Source organism: Paraburkholderia solisilvae (assembly GCF_902859875.1).
Taxonomy (GTDB): Bacteria; Pseudomonadota; Gammaproteobacteria; order Burkholderiales; family Burkholderiaceae; genus Paraburkholderia; species Paraburkholderia solisilvae.
In genome coordinates this window covers 86,881-103,327 of record NZ_CADIKF010000025.1, presented here as the reverse complement: position 1 = coordinate 103,327, position 16,447 = coordinate 86,881, and the positions used below count along the sequence as shown (strand labels likewise).

Genomic DNA, 16,447 nt, shown 5'->3' with positions numbered 1-16,447 from the left:
GCATGCGCTACACCGACCCCGACGGCGCGCTGCCACCCGCCGCGGCGCGCTGGCTTGGCGCCCAGGTCGAGCAATGGCTGCGCGCCGGCGTGCTGCTCGCGGGCCGCGATCTCGCCGGCATCGATCTGTCCGGCTTCGACCTGTCGCGCGCGGATCTGCGCGAAGTGCAGCTCGAAAACGCCGACCTGCGCAACACGCGCTTTACCGGCGCACAGCTCGATCGCGCAGTGCTGACGGGCGCGCGTCTCGATGGCGCGGACTTCTCGGGCGCGAGTCTCGTGGACGCGAACCTGAGCCATAGCAGCGGCCGAGGCGCCGGCTTCGCGGGCGCGAATCTGAGCCGCGCATGGGCATTCCATGCGCACTGGCCGGAAGCGAACCTGAGCGACGCGCGCCTCGACGATTGTGTCGCGCCGGAGATCGAACTCGCGGGCGCGCACCTCGAGCGCGTGACGGCGGCGCGCTCGCTGCTGCTCAATGCGCGCGCGCCCGGCAGCCATTGGCGCGGCGCGCAGCTGACCTCGACCGTGTTGTTGCGCGCGCAACTGTCCGGCGCCGACTTCGGCGCGGCGACGCTGCGCAAGGTCGTGCTGATGGACGCGGTGCTCGCGAACGGCCGCTTTGCCGACGCGATGCTCGCCGACGTGGCGGCCGGCGGCAAGCTCGCCGACTGGTCGCACGTGGTTGCAACGGGCCTGCGCGCGCAACACTGCAGCTGGCATCAGGCGACGCTGGCGGCATCCGACTGGCGCGGCGCGTCGGCCGCGCAGTGCGATTTCGGGCGCGCGGATTTTTCGCATGCGGTGCTCGATGATGCATCGTTCGCCGGCTGCCTGCTGACTGCCGCGAAACTCGCCGGCGTGCATGCGCAACGGGTGGACCTGTTTCGCGCGGTGTGCCGCTCGGCCGACTTCAGCGACGCGATGCTGCGTGACGCGAGTCTCTACCAGGCCGATACGAGCGATGCGGTGTTCGCGCGCGCCGACCTGCGCGGCGTCGCGCTCGAGGCGGGGCGGAGGGCGGTCGCATGAATGCCGCTCTCGGCGCTATCGCACATGGGCCGTCGGCGACTGCCGCCGCGACGCTCGCGCAGATCGACGCGCAGCTTCGCCTTGGCCGGCCGGTCACCGGCATCGATCTGTCCGGCGTGCCGTTGCGCCGCCTGAACTGGGCCGGCGCGGTGTTCAAGGACGCGGCGTTTGCCGGTGCGCAATTTATCGATGTCGACCTGAGCGGTACGCGCTTCGTGCAGTGCGACCTGTCCGGCGCCGATTTGCGCGGCGCGGTGCTGGACCGCTCGGCGTGGGTCGAATGCCGGATGCCGCGCGCGGATCTGTCCGCGGTGCGCGCGTCGTACCTGTCGCTGCTGCAATGCGACGCGTCCGCGTCGATCTGGCGCGACGCCGCGCTGCACCTGTCGACGCTGACGCGCTGCGCGCTCACGGGCGCGCAATTCGCCGCCGCGTCATGGACCCGCAGCGTGCTGTTCGGTTGCGACGTCGCGGGCGCCGACTTTATGCACGCGCGTTTCGATCAGTGCGCATTGAGCGGCACCGACTTGCGCCGCGCCAACCTGACGCGGCTCGACGCGAACACATCGGTGTTCATGGACTGCAACTTCGCCGGCCTGCCGCTTGCCGGCATCCGCCTCGCGCGCTGCACGCTGCAACACTGCGACTTCAGCGATGCGGACCTGAGCGATGCGGTGCTGACCGAGGCGAACTGCCGTGGCGCGACGATCGCGCGGGCCAAAGTCGGCGGCCTGCGCGCCGAATGCGCGCTGCTGATCGATGCGCAACTGACCGACCTCGATCTGTCGGAAACCACGCTCACCGGCGCGCTGTTCGGCAATGCGACGCTCGCCCGCGTGCGTTTCGATCGGGCGCGTATCGAACAGACCATCTGGCATCACAGCCGGCTGACCGATGTGTCGTTCGCGCACGCGAGCCTCAACTATGCGCAGTTCGATCACGCGCGCGGCGAGCGGGTGTCGTTCGAGCGCGCACAGCTCGAACGCGTCAGCCTGCACGACGCGCAATTCCGCGATTCGTCGTTTGCCGGCGCACGCCGGTACCGGACCCGATCCACCGATGCAAAGCTGCTGGCCGCGCAACGCGGCTCGCTCGCGAAGGAGAAACTACGATGACCCGGCAAGGGGTGACGCAACGCGAGGTTTGCACCACGAGCCCGCTATGGCATGAATCGAAGCTCGCGGTCGAACTCGGCGAGCACCGTTTTCTGCTCGACGACGGCCGTCTTGCGCAGACGGCGCTGTCGTGTCTGATCGAACCGCGTGTCGGCGATCGCGTGCTGGTCGCGACTTGTGCCGACGCGCTCAACTATATCGTTCATATCGTCGCGCGCCCGGCCGGCACGAGCGTCGCCGATGCGACGCTCAGTGCGCCCGGTGTCGCGCATCTGTCGGTCCGGCAAGCGTCGCTCGAGCTGGTCGCGACCGAACGGGTGGCGCTGCGCTCGCTGAAGGACATCGACATCGTCGCCGCTGCCGGCACCTTGAGCGTGAGCGCGCACGATCTGTTTCGCACCGTGCTGCAAACGGTGGTCGACACGATGCGGCATTACGTCGGCAACGCGGAGCACTACCTGCTCGACGTCGAGCAACTGCTGCGGCAGCACGGCGCGCAGGTGATGGTGACCGCGGAGAAAGACGTCAAGGTCGACGCCGACCGCATCTCGATGGGCTGACGATATGTTCGCGAATACCAATCTCGGTGTGCTCAATCTTGCGTTTCCGGACGTCTGCAAGCTGTTGCCGGTGCCGATCCCGTTTCCGTTTCCGAATTTCGCGCTGTCGTTTACGCATATCCCGACGGTGTTCAACGTGATCTTCGGCGGCGGCCTCGCGGAAAACCTGATGACGCAAGGCACGGTGAGCCTCGGCGACATTTCGGCGGGCGGCGTCGTGTCGCAGATCGAAATGGGCCCGGACCGCCCGGTGCTCGGCAGCTTCAAGGTGATGGTCGGCGTGATGTTCGCCACGCGCCTGACGTCGCTGACGATGCAGAACGGCATGCCGCCGAACGCAGTCGGGTTGTCGCTGACGCCCGCGCAGTTTCGCGTGCTCACGCTGGGATGAGGGGCGTCATGAATCGGGTCCGGGCGGCTGGGCACAGGCTGGACGGCGCGCGTGCGCGCGGCAGGCGGCACGTGGCCGCGCGGGCCGTGCTCGCGATGCTCGCCGCGGCGGCGTCGCTGACCGCCGGCTGCGGCTGGTTCGGTCCGCCGACCGCGAAGCTGCGCGAACTGACGATCGTCGCCACCACCGACGCGAATCGTTCGAGCGCGACCGCGCTCGATCTCGTGTTCGTCTACGACCGTCCGACGGCGAGCGCGCTGCCGCGCAGCGGGCCCGACTGGTTCGCGCACCGGGCGGAACTCGAAACCGCGCTTGGCCCGAAGATCAGCGTGCGCTCGGTGCAGTTGCCGCCGAATCAGTCGCTTGGGCCCCTGAAGCTGAGTTCGCGCGAGAAGGATGCGCTGACCGTCTATTGCTATGTGAATTTCGTGGTGCCGGCGGGCCAGGGCGTAGCGGACCTGACGCCATACAAACGGATGCGCATCACCTTGTCGCCCGGCAGCGTCGCTTACGACGGCACGCGCTGAATGGCTGCAATGAAGGGCCGCACCATGTGTGACACACCTGCCAAACATGCAGTGAAGAGGATCAAATGAACCGGTCTAACGGCTTTCCCGAGGTTCCGTACGGCATCCAGTGGTCGGAAGGGCTGATGCTGTCGCCGCAGCACCTGCAGCAGAATGAGCGCTTCTGGCAGGCGCATGTGCGCTATCTGAGCGCGCGCGCGAACCCCGACTATTGGGGGGTGCTGTCGCTCGAACTCGACGAGGGGCTGCTCGAGCGTGGCCGCGTCGTCGTGCGCTCGGTCGAATGCGTGCTCGACGACGGCACGCCCGTGCTGCTCGATCGCCAGACCGACGCCGCGCTCGAACTGGACGTGACGGGCGAGATGCAGGAGGCCGGCAGCCGCCGGCGCATCGCACTGGTGCTGCCGACGCGCGGCGATGCGGCGGCAGCACCGGGCACCATGAACCGGCGCTTCGAGTCGGTGGCGGGCGGCTCTGCGGTCGACGAGAACACCGGCGCGAATCCGGTGCCGATCGCGCGGCTCAAGCCCGCCTTCCGCCTCGCGACCGGCTGGGCGCCCGGGGCGAACCTGCTCTGCGGCTGTCCGCTGCTCGAACTTGAACGCACCGTGCTAGGCACGTTCCGCCGTACCGCCTACCATCCGCCGCTCACGTCGATCGCCGCGTCGGCGTTGATGAAGGACAAGGCGCTGCATGCGCGCGTCGACGCGGTGCGCGACACGCTGCGCATGAAGCTGCGGCAGATCGCGCAGGAAGCGGCCGCCGCGTCGACGCGCGGCGCGGACGGCGACAGCTTTCTGACGCTGGCGGCGCGGCGGCTGTCGACGGTGCTGCCGGCGCTCGACGTGCTCGTGCCCGGCGCCGATGTCGCGCCGCGCCAGCTTTACCTCGCGCTCGCGCAGACGGTGGGCGGCCTCGCGTCGCTGGATATGCCGCCGGACCCGCCGGTGCTGCCGCCGTACGATCATCTCGACTGCCAGACCGGTTTCGACATCGCGCTGTCGTTTATCGAAATGCGGCTGGCGGCGATTCGCCCGATGTACGAGCGCCTGCCGTTCGAACAGATCGGACCTGGCGAATTTACGCGCGCGCTGCCGGCCGATGCGGGCGACACGCTGTTGATCGAGGTGATGCCGGCGGCCGCGCAAAGCCGTGCCGACCTCGAGCACTGGTTCGACAACTGCACGATCGCGCAACCCGCGCTGCTGCAGGCGCTCGAGCAGCGCCGCATCCCGGGCGCGACGGCTGTGCCGGTGCCGGCGGTCGGACGGCACGAGGGGCTGAACCCTGGCGCGCTTTACTACGAGATCCGCAACAGCGCATTCGAATTCGACGGCGCGCTCGAGCCGATGTTCGCACCGGGACGGCCGCTCGCGATCCGGGGCTTCGGCCGCCTCGCCGGCGTGCATGCGCCGGCGGCGATCGTGCTGTATCGGGCGCCGAGCCGGCATCCGGCCGAGCCGCCGCGGCAGGAGCCGGCGTTGGCGGACACGGCGTCGACGGCGGCGGGTACGCACAGCGCGGAGGGTGGCAATGGTGCGGCTCTCCGCTGATGGCGCCGGTGCGCGTCAGCGGCTGCCGCTTTACGCGTACTTCTGCGACTTCTACGAAACGCTCGCGGACGTGAAGCCGACGTTGTTGCGCGCGGGTGCAGGCGCGCCTGCCGGTGCGCAGCCGGGCGGCAGTGCGTGGGCCGAGTCGGAATCGCCCGCGAGGCGCGCGCACGAGCGTCTGCTCGAACAGTTGCGCGCGCAACGAAGCGCGGTCGAACACGACGGCTCGCCGGATGAATGCGCGCTCTATCGCGATGCGCAGTATGCAATGGCGGCGCTCGCGGACGAGCAGATCCTGCTCGAGGTGCGCTGGAACGGTCGCGCCGAATGGCTCGGGTTGACGCTCGAAGGCGCGCTGTTCGATACGCGCGCGGCGGGTGTCGGTTTCTATCGGATTGTCGATCAGCTGCTGGCGACGCAGGCGCCGACGCTGCTGCACGCGGAACTCGGTCTCGTGCTGCTGGCGGCGCTGGAACTCGGTTTTCGCGGCGGGCTGCGCGGCGATCGCGAAGCGGACAGGCTCGCGCGCCGCCGCCTCGAACTCGCCGCTTTCGTGCGCGGCGTGCGTGGCACGCACGACACCGGCCGCGCATTCGAACAGGCCTACGAGCATACGGTGCGGCTCGCGGACCCGGAGTCGAACGGCAGCCGCCTCGCGCCGCTGTCGCCGTGGTTCTACGGCGCGCGGCTCGCGCTGGCGGCCTACCTGATCGTGGCCGGCGCGATCTGGTTTACCGCGCTCAGCCCGTTCGAAGAACTGCTCGCGAACGATGCCGCCGCGCAGCAGGCAAGCCTGCGAGGCGTCGGCACCGGGCGTTTCGATGCGGCGCAGTCCGGCAATGAACTGGAAAACCCGCACACGGTGCAGCAAGCCGCGGCCGGCGGCAACGTCGGCACGCAGGCGAGCGGTCCGGTTCAAAGCGGCGCAATCGATGCAAGCGATGCAAGCAGTGCAAGCGGCGGGACGGCGCAACCGCGCCGCTCACCCGGCCGCACCACAAGCGGCCAGACGAGCACGCAGGCAAGCGGACGCGTGCGCGATGGCGCGCTCGGCAAGCGCAAAGGAGACGCGCTGTGACGCTCGCTTTCGAGATTCTGCTTGGTATCGGCATTCTGCTCGGCGTGCTCGCCGGCGTGCTGATCTGGCGTGCGCGCGGCGGCGCGCATGCGTCGGCCCCCGCGCAACCGGAAAGCGCGGACGCGCCGCCGCGCGGCGCTGGCCGCTGGGTGGCCAAGGTCTTCGAAGCGATCGACTATGCGCGCACCCGCCGCGCGTGGCGCTACCGGCTGCCGTGGTTGGTGTTGCTCGGCGAGCGCCAGTCAGGCAAGACCAGCTTTTCGCGTTCCGGCCCGGAACTGCAGCAGCCGCATCCGGACCGGCGCTATGCGTCGCTGCGCGCGTCAGGCGCCAGCTGGGCGGTGATGAATCGCGGCGTGCTGATCGATATCGATGGCGCGATATCCGCCGCCGCATCGGCCAACGGCGCCGCGAAAGCGACCGGCGCGGCCGCACTCGTCAATGGCGCGGCGAAAGCGGCCGGCGCGCCGGCACTCGCGAATGGTGCCGCGAATGGTGCCGCGAATGGCGCGGCGAACGGCGCCGCGAATGCGGCCGGCGCCGTGGCGCCGAAGGCGCCGTCGCGCTGGCTCGCGCTGCTCTCGACGCTCGTCGATCTGCGCCCTGAGCGGCCCGTCGACGGGATCGTGCTGACCATTTCCGCGCGCACGTTGCTCGAGGCGGACCCGCAGGCAGCGGCGCGTGCCGGCGCGGATGCGTACCGCCAGCTGTGCGACGTGCAGGACGCGTTCCAGTTCGTGCTGCCCGTGTATGTGGTGGTCACGCAGTGCGACGCCGTCAGCGGTTTCGGCGCGTTCTGGCGTCAGCAGCCGGCCGCGTACAGCAAACAGATGTTCGGCTGGTCGGCGCCGCTGAACGCGTCGAACGACACGCCGGCCGAATGGGGCGAGGCCGCGCTGGCCGCGGTGCTCGAACAGTTGCGCACGATCCAGACCGAAGCCGCCGCGCGTTCGGTCGCCGAACTCGAGATGAGCGAACGCGAAGGCGCGGTGCTGTTTCCGTCGCGGCTGCACGCATTGCGCGACAGCCTGTCGCGCTGGCTCTCGCTGAGTTTTCGCGCGACTGTCGACCGCCCGGGGTATGTGTGCCGCGGCATCTATTTCATCGGCGACACCGACGGCGACGGCATGATCTCGACCGGCGCGGCGCGTCACGACCTGTCGTTCGTCGACGGTCTGATCGACGACAAGATCTTCGCCGAATGGGGCGGCGCGCGCGCGAGCCGCTCGTCGGTGTGGTCGCGCAACCGCTTTTTGCGCAGCTTCCAGCTCGGCGCGGTGGTGTGCGGCGCGGCGTTCGCGATTGCGCTGTCGTTCGCCGGCTATCGCCTGTACTCGACAGTCGCCACGCTGGACCGCTCGCTCGTGCAATTGCAGAACCTGACGCCGTACCAGGGCGGCGTGTGCCCGAGCGCGACCGATATCTCGACGCTGCTGGTCGCGCTGCACGATCTCGACACGCGCTCGTTCGATCTCGCGAACCCGTGGTCATGGTCGTGGCCGTGGCCGCTGCATCCGTTGCGCGACGGCGCGATCCGCGTTGCGACCGCGCACGCGTTCAACGGCGTGATCCTGCCCGGGCTCGGCTGCCAGCTGACCAATCGCGCGCACCAGCTGATCGCGCACGGCGAAGACGTCGGGCCGGTCGCCGCGGAAGGACAGCAGCGGCTGCTGCAGGCGCGCAACGATCTCAACGCGCATTTGCGCGCGATCACCGATCTCGAACATGCGCTTACGACGTATCGGGAAATCGTGCGCCCGCTGTCCGGCGGCGAGACGCGCGCCGGACTCGAGAACTTCGCGCATCTCGTCAATTTCGCGTACGGACTGCCGACTGCGCTCGTGATGCAGAACAGCGACGACAGCGTGCTGGCGCGCGCGGTCTGGTGGGGATCGACCGACTATCAGCCGAATCTGCCCGACCGTCTGCCGCAGATCTACTCGGCCGACATTCTGCATGACGAACAGGTGCTGCACGACGAACTGATCTACGAGGCGTCGGCCGGTAAACGGTTGCTGGCGCAACTGAACGGCAACGAAGGCGACTCGGCCGCGCAGGCAAGCTATCTGGTCTGGTGGCTCGGCTGGGTGCGCGACAACTGGTTCGGCTCGACGGCGGCCGGCGGGCGCCGCAACCTGTGCGAGCAGATCCGCACCGATCTCGTCGCGCAGACGCTGGCGCTCAAGCGCGCGGGCTCGGTGATCGCCGCGGGCGCGCCGGTCGCGGCCGGCGAATCGAACATGGCATATGGCGATCTGCCGGACGCGACGCAGCGTCTTTTTTCGAGCGAGCAGTGCGACGACAAGGTCTATGCGGCGCTCGACGCGCTCGCGGTGCCGCCGTACGACCCGCTGATCGAGACGACCCGGGGCGGACGCGCATTCAATCCGGCGTTTGCCGCAGAGTTTGACGGTCTGACCGAACTGAGCAGCCTGCCTTATCTGCAGGTCACGCAGCGCCCGGAGCCGCTGGTGTGCCAGGCGGATGGCGCGGCGCCCGGTGCGTGGAATGCCGAGGCGCTGGCCGGCGCGCTCAAGTATGCGGACCAGTATCGCGCTTACGCGCGGCGCTTTCATCTGCAGCCGGCGAATGCGCCGGGCGCGCGGCCGCTGTTCGGACGGATCGCGCTCAAGCAACTCGAGAACGCGTTGAACCACGCGCTCAACGAAGCGCAGCGCACGCCGCCGCGCACCGGCGTGGAGCGCGCGGTGGCTTCGGCGGCGGCCGATGCCGGCATGCTTGCCCCGGTGTCGTCCGACGAAGACGCGCTCGCGCAGGCGAGCCGCGATCTCGTGCAGACGCTCGGCTCGCTGGTGGCGGTCGAGCGCAGCTACGCGGAATTCGGCTTTACCGGCGGCTACGCGTCGCTATCGGGCTGCCTGCAGCAGTTCGCGTCGAATCATCTGTCGCAAGTCACCGGCCTCGCGCTGCAAAGCCGTCTGTATATGCCGCAGGCGGACCCCGCGGGACCGGACTTCTACGATCTCGGCACAGTGGCCGTCACGCGCGACTACCTGTCGCGCCAGGTGGCGCGCGCGCAGGTGCTGGCCGGCTATGCGGCGCCATTTACCGCGCTCGCGCAGAACGTGGCCGTCGTGAATAGCGGCAGCGCGCAGCCGAACGAGCAGACCGTCGCGTTCTGGAACAACTCGATCGCGGAAGTGAACCGCTATGTGCCGGCCAACGATCCGTCGGGACAGCTGGGTCAGCTCGCGTCGCTGTTCGTCGACCGGCTCAACGGCATGGAGGCGGCCAACTGTCATGTGCGGCTGCAGGGTTATCAGCCCGCGGACGAAGAGGCGAACAACCTGTTCGCGTCGCTGCGCCGCACGCTCGTGGCCGATACGAATCTGCGTTGCGCAGGCACCAATGCCGACGCGTTCGGCCAGTTGTTTATGAGTTTCGATGCGGCGCTCGCCGGGCGTTTCCCATTTGCTTCGCTCGATGCGCGCGACGCGTCGCCCGGCGCGGTGCGCGATTTCTTCGGCGCTTATGCGCAGCAGCGCACCGCATTGCGCGCGCAGGCGGCCGCGCTGCCGAAAGCGCAGCGCGTGGTGGTCGTGAAATTCCTGGATCAGCTCGACGCCGCGCAGACCTTCTTCGATGCAACCTTGCGCGCCGACGGCACGCTCGCCGTGCATCTGAACGCAACGTTCAATGTGCGGCCAGCGGCGGAGCGGGGCGCGGACCAGGTGGTCAACTGGGCGCTGACGTCCGGCGATCATGCGGCCGGCTATCCGAACCGGCCCAGCAGTCTCGACTGGTCGGCAAGCCAGCCGCTTGCGCTCGATCTCACCTGGGCCGACCTGTCCGCATGGACGCCGCGCGGCGATCCGGCGCGGCCCGGCGAGCCGGAGGTCGACGGCTTGACCGCCACCTTCACGACGACCGGCACGTGGGCGCTGCTGCGCATGGTGCAGCAGCACGCGAGCGACAGCGGCGCCACGCCGGCGGATGGTGTGACGCTGCGCTACGACGTGCCGGTCGTGACGGCGGCGGCCACGGCCACCACCGCGGCCACCACCGCGACGGCGTCGGCGTCGCAGCCGGCGGCGATCACGAAAATCGCGCGGCTGCTGATCAATCTGCAGTTGCAGGGCACGGACCCGACGAGCCGCAGCGCGGTTCTGCTGAAGCTGCCGATGTTCCCGACGCGCGCGCCGTCGCTCGATGCGCCGCTCGCGAACCGCGCGGCGCGCTTTTCGACCGCGCTGCTGCCGGACGTACCGCCGATTCCGACCTTGCCGCCGCTGCCTGAGCCGGGCTCGCCCGCCGAAGCCGGCGGGGCCGGCGGGGGCGGAGGCGACGCCGCGCCGGAGAAAAACTGAAGCAACGACCTTGAAGGAAGCACGATGTCCCACGCTCTTCGCAATGCAAACGAATTCCTTGCCGGGCACTACGGTGTGCACGGCGATACGCTGCTTGCGCCGATCGATCCGGCGCGGCCGGCCGGCGATCCGCTGCGCGGCACGCCCGAGTGGCTGGCCATCCGGCGCGCGCGCGAACACGACGACGCGACGCTGCCGCTCGGCGCATGGACGCACGATCTGAAACGCGCCGCGTGGGACCAGGTGGCCCATGCAACGCTCGATGCGCTCGCGCGCCGCAGCAAGGATCTGCAACTGGCGGTCTGGCTTGCCGAAGCGTTGCTGCATGAGCACGGCTTCGCGGGGCTGGCGGCCGGCATCGCGGTGCTCGACGCGCTCACGGAACGCTATTGGGAGGCCGCTTATCCGCTGCCGGCGGATGGCGGCTTCGAACATCGCGCGAACCTGTTTCGCTGGCTCAACGACAAGCTGGTCGTGCCGGTGAATCTCGTGCCGATTACGGGGACGAGCGATGCGGGGCGTGTCTACGCGTGGGCCGATTGCGAACGGCAGCGGCGTCAGCCTGCGACGGCCGATGTGCACGGTATGCACGAGCGCGGTCAGATGCCGGGCGCGGACAACGATTTCGACGCGGACGATTTCACGCGTGCATGGCGCGCGACTGCCGACGATGCGTTACTGCGCTCACACATCGCGCTCGGCGAGGCGATTGACGCGTTGCTGCATCTCGCCGCGACGCTCGACGCGTGCTTCGACGAAGACGGACCGGGCGTCGGTGCGCTGCGCGGCCAGCTCGAACAGATTCGCGGTTTTATCGCGGGCGAATTGCATCAGCGCGGCGTGCCGCTTGTCGCAGACGAGGATGAAGCCACACCTGAAGCGACGCACGAGGCGCCGGAAATCGGTTACGAAAGCGGCGGCGCGCCGCCGTTATCGCGCGACGATCAGCCGGAACGGCGTGACCCGCCGGTCTGGGCGGACGACCGTGGCGCGCTGTCCGCGCACGCCGCGCCGCTCGGCCGGGCCGGCGTGTACGCGCAACTGGCGGTGGCGGCCGCCGAGCTCGTGAAGCTCGAGCCGCACAGTCCGGTGCCGTATCTGATTCGGTGCGCGATCGAATGGGGCGAGTTGAACACCACGCAGCTATACGAGGAGTTGTTTATCAAACGCCAGGGGCAACTGAATATCTTCGAACTGGTAGGGCTCACGATGCCTTCAGCGGAAAACGCATGAGCGCGCATCGGCAGACTTTGCGACAACCCGCGTGGCAGGCGGCGACTCAGCCGCGGCGGCGCAATTGCGCCGCGATTTCCGGCGGCAGTTCGTACGCCAGGGCGGTGCGGGTGCGCAGCGGCAACGGCGTTTCGATTGCGGCGGCGACGGGTTGGCGTGGCGTGCGGGGCGCGACACCCCACGCGGCGAGCGCGCGTGCGCGCCGCGCCGTATCGCCGGCGTCGGCCGGCTCGCGCGTGCCGAGCACGGGGCGCGTCATGCCGTTCGGTTGCACGAGCGTGACGGGCGTGCCGTCGGGCAACCGCATGAGGGTTTCGTCGGCCGGTTCGGTGCGGCGCGGCGGTGAGTCAGGCGGCGAGTCAGGCGACGAGGCAGGCGAGGAGAATCGGCGATCGTTCAAGGGCTTGCTCCACATCACAAGGCAGGCGCGAGTATCGGCGCTCGCCGCGGATTGCGCAAGTATGCGGCGCATAAACGCATTGCCGCGCGCAGTTGTGTTTCATGGAATCGCACAGGTACGGCGTCCCTTGCGCGGTGACCGCGCCGCGCGGATACGCGGGAGTGTCTGATGGCGCGCATCTATCAGACGGCGACGTTAGGCGAAGCGCAAGTGCGCATTGCGCTGATTCGCGACCGCGGGCGCGCGGATCTGCTCGCTTGCCGCGTCGATAGCTGGGGTGCGGCGTATGGCGACGCGTTGTGGTTCATCACGCGTAGCCGTGACGACGCGACGGTCCTCGCGTATTTCTGCGACGAGGGGATGGCGCAACTGAAGGTGTGTTTTGTCGACGCGCGCGGCGCAGCGGGCTGGCGTGTCGCCCATCGAATGAAGGGGAGACTCGGGTGATGCGCGGGCTATGCGGATGGCGACAGACGGGACGCTTCGCGGGACTGGCGGCCTGCGCGTTAGTGCAGGTTATTGCACGTCATTGCGCGTCCGGTATGGCCGCTGCTGTTTTCGTGCTGGACGCGCCGGCCGATGCCGCCGCGGCGGGCAGCAGGATCACCGGAGGCAGCACGCCCGCCTGCAACTGGCGCTGAACGACGAGTTGATCGGCGCGCGCCGCGTCAGGCGACGGATAGTCGCCGACCGCGACGATAAACGGCTGACCCGCATCGCTGACCGGCACGACGAGCGCCTTGTAGTCCTGTGCGATGGCCGAGGCAGCGAACGAGGTGGCCGCATCGCGCGACGCGAAGCTCGCCGCCTGCAACGCATAGCGGCCGTGAGGCGGCGGGGGCACCGGCACCAGCAGGCTGGCGAGCGGCGTCGAAGCGGCTTCGGCGGCTTGCGCATGAGCGGGCGCCGCCGCCGGCGCGGCGGCATGCGGTGCGGCGCGTGCATCGGACGGCGCGTGCAACAGGGTCGCCGCGCGAGCGGCGAGTGCGGCGAGCGGCGTTTTGACCGCGGGCGGCGCAAGCGCACCGGCAGCGAACATCGCCGTGCCGAACGCGAGCAGCAGCAGTAGGAACAGGGTTTTGAGCATGGGCTATCGAGGCTGAATAAGCAGCCGAATGACAACGGGCCGATGGATTGTGCGGCTTGCCGTGGCGATAGGCAAGGGTGGAATTCACGGCGAACCGGGACGTGTATCAGGCGCCTGCCGTTTGCGAGAAAAGGGCGTGCGGGTCCCGATGGAAAGCAGTCGTCGACGAGGAAGCGAGCATGTCCGCATTGCAGGTACAGGTAGAGGTGGAGGCAGAGCGCGGCGTCGCTACGGCGCGCGGCGTGCATACGATGGAACCGTTCGCGAGCGGGGAGCGCGACATGCGCAGCGGGTTTGCCGCGAGCGCGCAGTTCGTCGATCAGCTTGCCGATGCGCTCGCGAATCCGGCCTTGGCCGCGGCATGGGCGAATGCGGTCGTCGGCTATTGGGAGGCAGAACTGGCGGCCGGCCGTATCGATCCGCACGAGCCGCTTTATCTGCTCGATCTCGCGCCGGCGCAGGGGCGGCTCGCATGGCTGCTTCTGCAAGCCCTGGAAGAACGGCTGCCGGGCAGTCCGGCCGCGACGCTCGACTACTGCTACGTGGTTTGCGAGAGCGGCGACAGCGAGGGCGGCGCAGCGCCGAGTGCGATGCATGGACCGTGGACCCGGCTTGCAACGAAGCACGGCTTCGCATGGGGGCAATGGCGCGGTGCGATCGGTTCGGGTTTGCAGATCGCGCATAGCGGACTGGTGATCGCTTGCCCGAGGAACCCGGTTGTGCTGCTCGCCGCCGGCTTGTTCGAGCGGCAGTCATCGAGCCTTTGGGCCGCGCATCGGGGCGAGTGGATGCAGGGTCGCTATGCGTATCGGCCTGATACGCAGCTGTCGGGTGAGCAGGACGGCGACATGCTGAACTGCGCATGGCACGCGATGCCCGTTCACGCCATGGACGCGCACTGCGAGCCGCTGGCCGCGCATTATGTCGCGCAGTTGCCGAGCGCGCCGCTGCTGCTGCCCGTCGAGACGCTCGCCATGCTCGATGCGCTCGACCGGTTCTGCAGCCGCGCCGGTTATCTGTTGCTGGCGGCGGCCCATGGCGTATGCAGCGAACAGCAATTGCGGGCCGGCATGTTATGGCCGAAATCCGCGTGGCTGCAACACGACGCGCCGCTGCCGGTGAATTTTCATGCGCTCGCGATGTATCACGCCGCGTACGCGGCGACCGTCTATCAGCGGCAGCTCGCCGACGACGGCCTGGTCGTGCATGCGGTGTGGTGGCGCGCGGGCGAACCGCCGCTCGATGAGCGCGTCGCCGCGCTGCGCGCGAGTCTCGACGCGCATCACCCGGACGACAGCGCGTCGCTCGCGGCGTCCGCTGAAGCGCTGGCGGCAATCGCGCCGCCCGACACGCTGCTCGCGTTGCTGCGGCTCTCCCACCATGATTCACGCGTCCTGGCGCGGCTGGTGTCCGGCTACGGCAGCCGACCGCTGCATTTGACGGACACGGCGCTTTACGCATGGCGGGCTGCACTGCTGCGTGTCGCACAACGTCATCTGCCCGATAGGCGGAATCCGTCCGTGGATCAGCAACTGGGCCTGATGGCGATGCATGCAGGACATTGGGCCCTTGCTCGCGATGTATTCAACGGTGCGCTCGCATCCGGTCACGAAGACGTCGCCGCGCACTATTACGTCGCGTGTTGCCTGTCGGCTGCCGGATATCCGGACGATGCGATCGCACATGTTTCAACGGCGCTCGAACTGGAGCCGTCCAATCGCACCTGCGCCGCGCTGTATCGCGCGCTGCGCAGGCGCGATGTGCGCTGGCGATCGCGCGGCGGATACCGGCCTGCGCTCGCGCGCGATCGGGACGTATGCATCGAGCCGCTTTCCGGCGGACACGCGGATGGCCTGTTGCGCCAGTTTTGTAGCGATCCTCACATTGCTCCGATGACGAATCTGCCCGCGCTGGCAAGCCGCGAGCAGGTGCTGGAATGGATCGGCAACGAGTGGCGCGACGTGGGACGTTGCAGCTACGCGGTCGTGAGCGGCGAGTGGGGGCCGGTTGGCGTCGTGAGTTATCGGCGCAGCGGCGTAGCTGCGGAGATTTACTTCTGGATCGGCGGGCACGCACAGGGTGCGGGTTTGGGCTCGCGTGCCGCAAGACTGCTCGTCGCCCAAGCCGCGGCGGAAGGTGTCACCGACCTGTTCGCGTCCGCCTATGCCGACAATGTTCGTTCAATTCGCACACTGGGTCGGATCGGCTTTGAACGGTTGATTGTCACCACTGTCGATGATGGTCAGCTTCACTATCACCGGTCGTTAGTGGAAACGCCTGTGCCAGTGGCTGACACGTTGGCACTGTTCAAGCGCTTCGATGAGGCCATGAATGCGCCGCAGCAGCCGTCGAACCCGCGTGCTTTAAACGATGGATTGGATTGCATGACCCCCGCCGCAGTTTGACCTCCTTTCAGGAAAAGATAAATGACCAAACGAAAAGCCCCATCTGCGCCGTCGCCATCCTCATCGACGGCGCCGTCAACGCCAACACCTACGCCTCCTCGGCCTCGGCCCTCGTCGGCGTTGTCGTCAACGTCGTCCTCGTCGTCGTCCCGGTCCCGGTCGTCGTCCTCATCGTCGACTCTCTCTCCGATGCCGCCAACTCCGGCGCCGTCGTCATCGGGCACACGCACGCTTTCCGAGTTCCGCTTCAGTAAGGGGCATGGCGCCCACGCCGGAGAGCGTGGACCTAAACGCGGCAAAACGGAGATACGTCCGTCGGCGGTGACATCGGTCAATGAGCTACGCAATCGAAGCCGTTCCCTCGACGGCGGGACCACAAAATTCGGCGGAGGGGACGTCCAGGTGAGCCTTGTACCGAGGCGAAGCGACCCGACCCAATTTCGCGCGATCGGGACCAAGACGGGTGGCGGCGGAACGGACGGACCGACCTCGTTCCCGATCGACCCGGCCAATGTGCCCGCCAGCGCATTGAAACGAACTGGCGTAAGAGCTTCACAAGTGGTCAACGAACCGGATTCACCTCGGCGCAAGGGCACGCCCTGATGACAGTGCGGCAGGCAGCGCGGTTGCGCGCTGCCTGCTGGACAGACACGCCGCCGCGCGTCGCGCGCTCGCGCCGGTTGAGCCCTATCCGACGGATAGGGCTCGATTCGTCCGGATATATTGGACGCATATTTTC

14 protein-coding genes are annotated in these 16,447 nt (G+C 68.5%); 12 read left to right on the top strand and 2 right to left on the bottom strand.

Features of this window, described 5'->3' with window-relative positions; translation table 11 throughout:
- The 9 genes from HV675_RS17015 to tssA form a co-directional block, all read left to right on the top strand.
- The coding region (locus HV675_RS17015) for a pentapeptide repeat-containing protein (RefSeq protein ID WP_175112095.1) at positions 1-1,031 on the top strand (1,031 nt) is incomplete at its 5' end.
- Entirely contained in the window at positions 1,028-2,146 is a 1,119-nt protein-coding gene (locus tag HV675_RS17010) for a pentapeptide repeat-containing protein (protein ID WP_175112094.1), read from the top strand. The genes HV675_RS17015 and HV675_RS17010, both read left to right, overlap by 4 nt.
- Positions 2,143-2,706: a DUF3540 domain-containing protein gene (locus HV675_RS17005; protein WP_175112093.1), complete on the top strand. Its 564-nt coding sequence runs from the start codon at positions 2,143-2,145 to the stop codon at positions 2,704-2,706. Before HV675_RS17010 ends, HV675_RS17005 begins: the two co-directional genes overlap by 4 nt.
- A gap of 4 nt (positions 2,707-2,710) precedes the next feature.
- Positions 2,711-3,097, top strand: coding sequence for a DUF4150 domain-containing protein (locus HV675_RS17000; protein WP_175112092.1), 387 nt, complete (start codon positions 2,711-2,713; stop codon positions 3,095-3,097).
- 8 nt (positions 3,098-3,105) lie between these two features.
- Entirely contained in the window at positions 3,106-3,624 is a 519-nt protein-coding gene (locus HV675_RS16995) for a hypothetical protein (RefSeq protein ID WP_175112091.1), read from the top strand.
- Positions 3,625-3,689: 65 nt separating this feature from the next.
- Positions 3,690-5,177 carry a type VI secretion system baseplate subunit TssK gene (gene tssK / locus HV675_RS16990; RefSeq protein ID WP_175112090.1) on the top strand — a complete coding sequence of 496 codons (1,488 nt, stop codon included), beginning with the start codon at positions 3,690-3,692 and terminating at the stop codon, positions 5,175-5,177.
- Complete coding sequence (locus HV675_RS16985) at positions 5,158-6,255, top strand: DotU family type IV/VI secretion system protein (RefSeq protein ID WP_175112089.1); 1,098 nt, start codon at positions 5,158-5,160, stop codon at positions 6,253-6,255. Before tssK ends, HV675_RS16985 begins: the two co-directional genes overlap by 20 nt.
- Positions 6,252-10,583: a type VI secretion system protein gene (locus HV675_RS16980; protein ID WP_175112088.1), complete on the top strand. Its 4,332-nt coding sequence runs from the start codon at positions 6,252-6,254 to the stop codon at positions 10,581-10,583. Before HV675_RS16985 ends, HV675_RS16980 begins: the two co-directional genes overlap by 4 nt.
- 24 nt (positions 10,584-10,607) lie before the next feature.
- Positions 10,608-11,816 carry a type VI secretion system protein TssA gene (gene tssA, locus HV675_RS16975; RefSeq protein ID WP_175112087.1) on the top strand — a complete coding sequence of 403 codons (1,209 nt, stop codon included), beginning with the start codon at positions 10,608-10,610 and terminating at the stop codon, positions 11,814-11,816.
- 46 nt (positions 11,817-11,862) lie between these two features.
- Here the strand turns inward: tssA and HV675_RS16970 are convergent, their stop codons facing one another.
- A complete protein-coding gene (locus tag HV675_RS16970; RefSeq protein ID WP_175112086.1) occupies positions 11,863-12,123 on the bottom strand; it encodes a hypothetical protein in 261 nt (86 codons plus the stop codon).
- 261 nt (positions 12,124-12,384) lie between these two features.
- Here HV675_RS16970 and HV675_RS16965 point away from each other — a divergent pair, with 261 nt between their 5' ends.
- Positions 12,385-12,663, top strand: coding sequence for a 7(1) septoil knot domain-containing protein (locus tag HV675_RS16965; protein ID WP_175112085.1), 279 nt, complete (start codon positions 12,385-12,387; stop codon positions 12,661-12,663).
- Positions 12,664-12,742: 79 nt separating this feature from the next.
- Here the strand turns inward: HV675_RS16965 and HV675_RS16960 are convergent, their stop codons facing one another.
- The gene (locus HV675_RS16960) at positions 12,743-13,303 is read right to left on the bottom strand and encodes an SPOR domain-containing protein (RefSeq protein WP_175112084.1); all 561 of its coding nucleotides are present in this window, start codon (positions 13,301-13,303) and stop codon (positions 12,743-12,745) included.
- A gap of 179 nt (positions 13,304-13,482) precedes the next feature.
- Between HV675_RS16960 and HV675_RS16955 the strand changes: the two genes are divergently transcribed.
- Positions 13,483-15,708, top strand: coding sequence for a GNAT family N-acetyltransferase (locus HV675_RS16955; RefSeq protein WP_175112083.1), 2,226 nt, complete (start codon positions 13,483-13,485; stop codon positions 15,706-15,708).
- Positions 15,684-15,962: a hypothetical protein gene (locus HV675_RS16950; protein WP_175112082.1), complete on the top strand. Its 279-nt coding sequence runs from the start codon at positions 15,684-15,686 to the stop codon at positions 15,960-15,962. Before HV675_RS16955 ends, HV675_RS16950 begins: the two co-directional genes overlap by 25 nt.
- Positions 15,963-16,447 lie beyond the last annotated feature (485 nt).

Excerpts from the sequence above, each read along its gene's own strand:
- HV675_RS17010 (WP_175112094.1), top strand. The coding sequence starts at position 1,028 with ATGAATGCCGCTCTCGGCGCTATCGCACATGGGCCGTCGGCGACTGCC.
- HV675_RS17005 (WP_175112093.1), top strand. The coding sequence starts at position 2,143 with ATGACCCGGCAAGGGGTGACGCAACGCGAGGTTTGCACCACGAGCCCG.
- HV675_RS17000 (WP_175112092.1), top strand. The coding sequence starts at position 2,711 with ATGTTCGCGAATACCAATCTCGGTGTGCTCAATCTTGCGTTTCCGGAC.
- HV675_RS16995 (WP_175112091.1), top strand. The coding sequence starts at position 3,106 with ATGAATCGGGTCCGGGCGGCTGGGCACAGGCTGGACGGCGCGCGTGCG.
- tssK (WP_175112090.1), top strand. The coding sequence starts at position 3,690 with ATGAACCGGTCTAACGGCTTTCCCGAGGTTCCGTACGGCATCCAGTGG.
- HV675_RS16985 (WP_175112089.1), top strand. The coding sequence starts at position 5,158 with ATGGTGCGGCTCTCCGCTGATGGCGCCGGTGCGCGTCAGCGGCTGCCG.
- tssA (WP_175112087.1), top strand. The coding sequence starts at position 10,608 with ATGTCCCACGCTCTTCGCAATGCAAACGAATTCCTTGCCGGGCACTAC.
- HV675_RS16970 (WP_175112086.1), bottom strand. The coding sequence starts at position 12,123 with ATGCGGTTGCCCGACGGCACGCCCGTCACGCTCGTGCAACCGAACGGC.
- HV675_RS16965 (WP_175112085.1), top strand. The coding sequence starts at position 12,385 with ATGGCGCGCATCTATCAGACGGCGACGTTAGGCGAAGCGCAAGTGCGC.
- HV675_RS16960 (WP_175112084.1), bottom strand. The coding sequence starts at position 13,303 with ATGCTCAAAACCCTGTTCCTACTGCTGCTGCTCGCGTTCGGCACGGCG.
- HV675_RS16955 (WP_175112083.1), top strand. The coding sequence starts at position 13,483 with ATGTCCGCATTGCAGGTACAGGTAGAGGTGGAGGCAGAGCGCGGCGTC.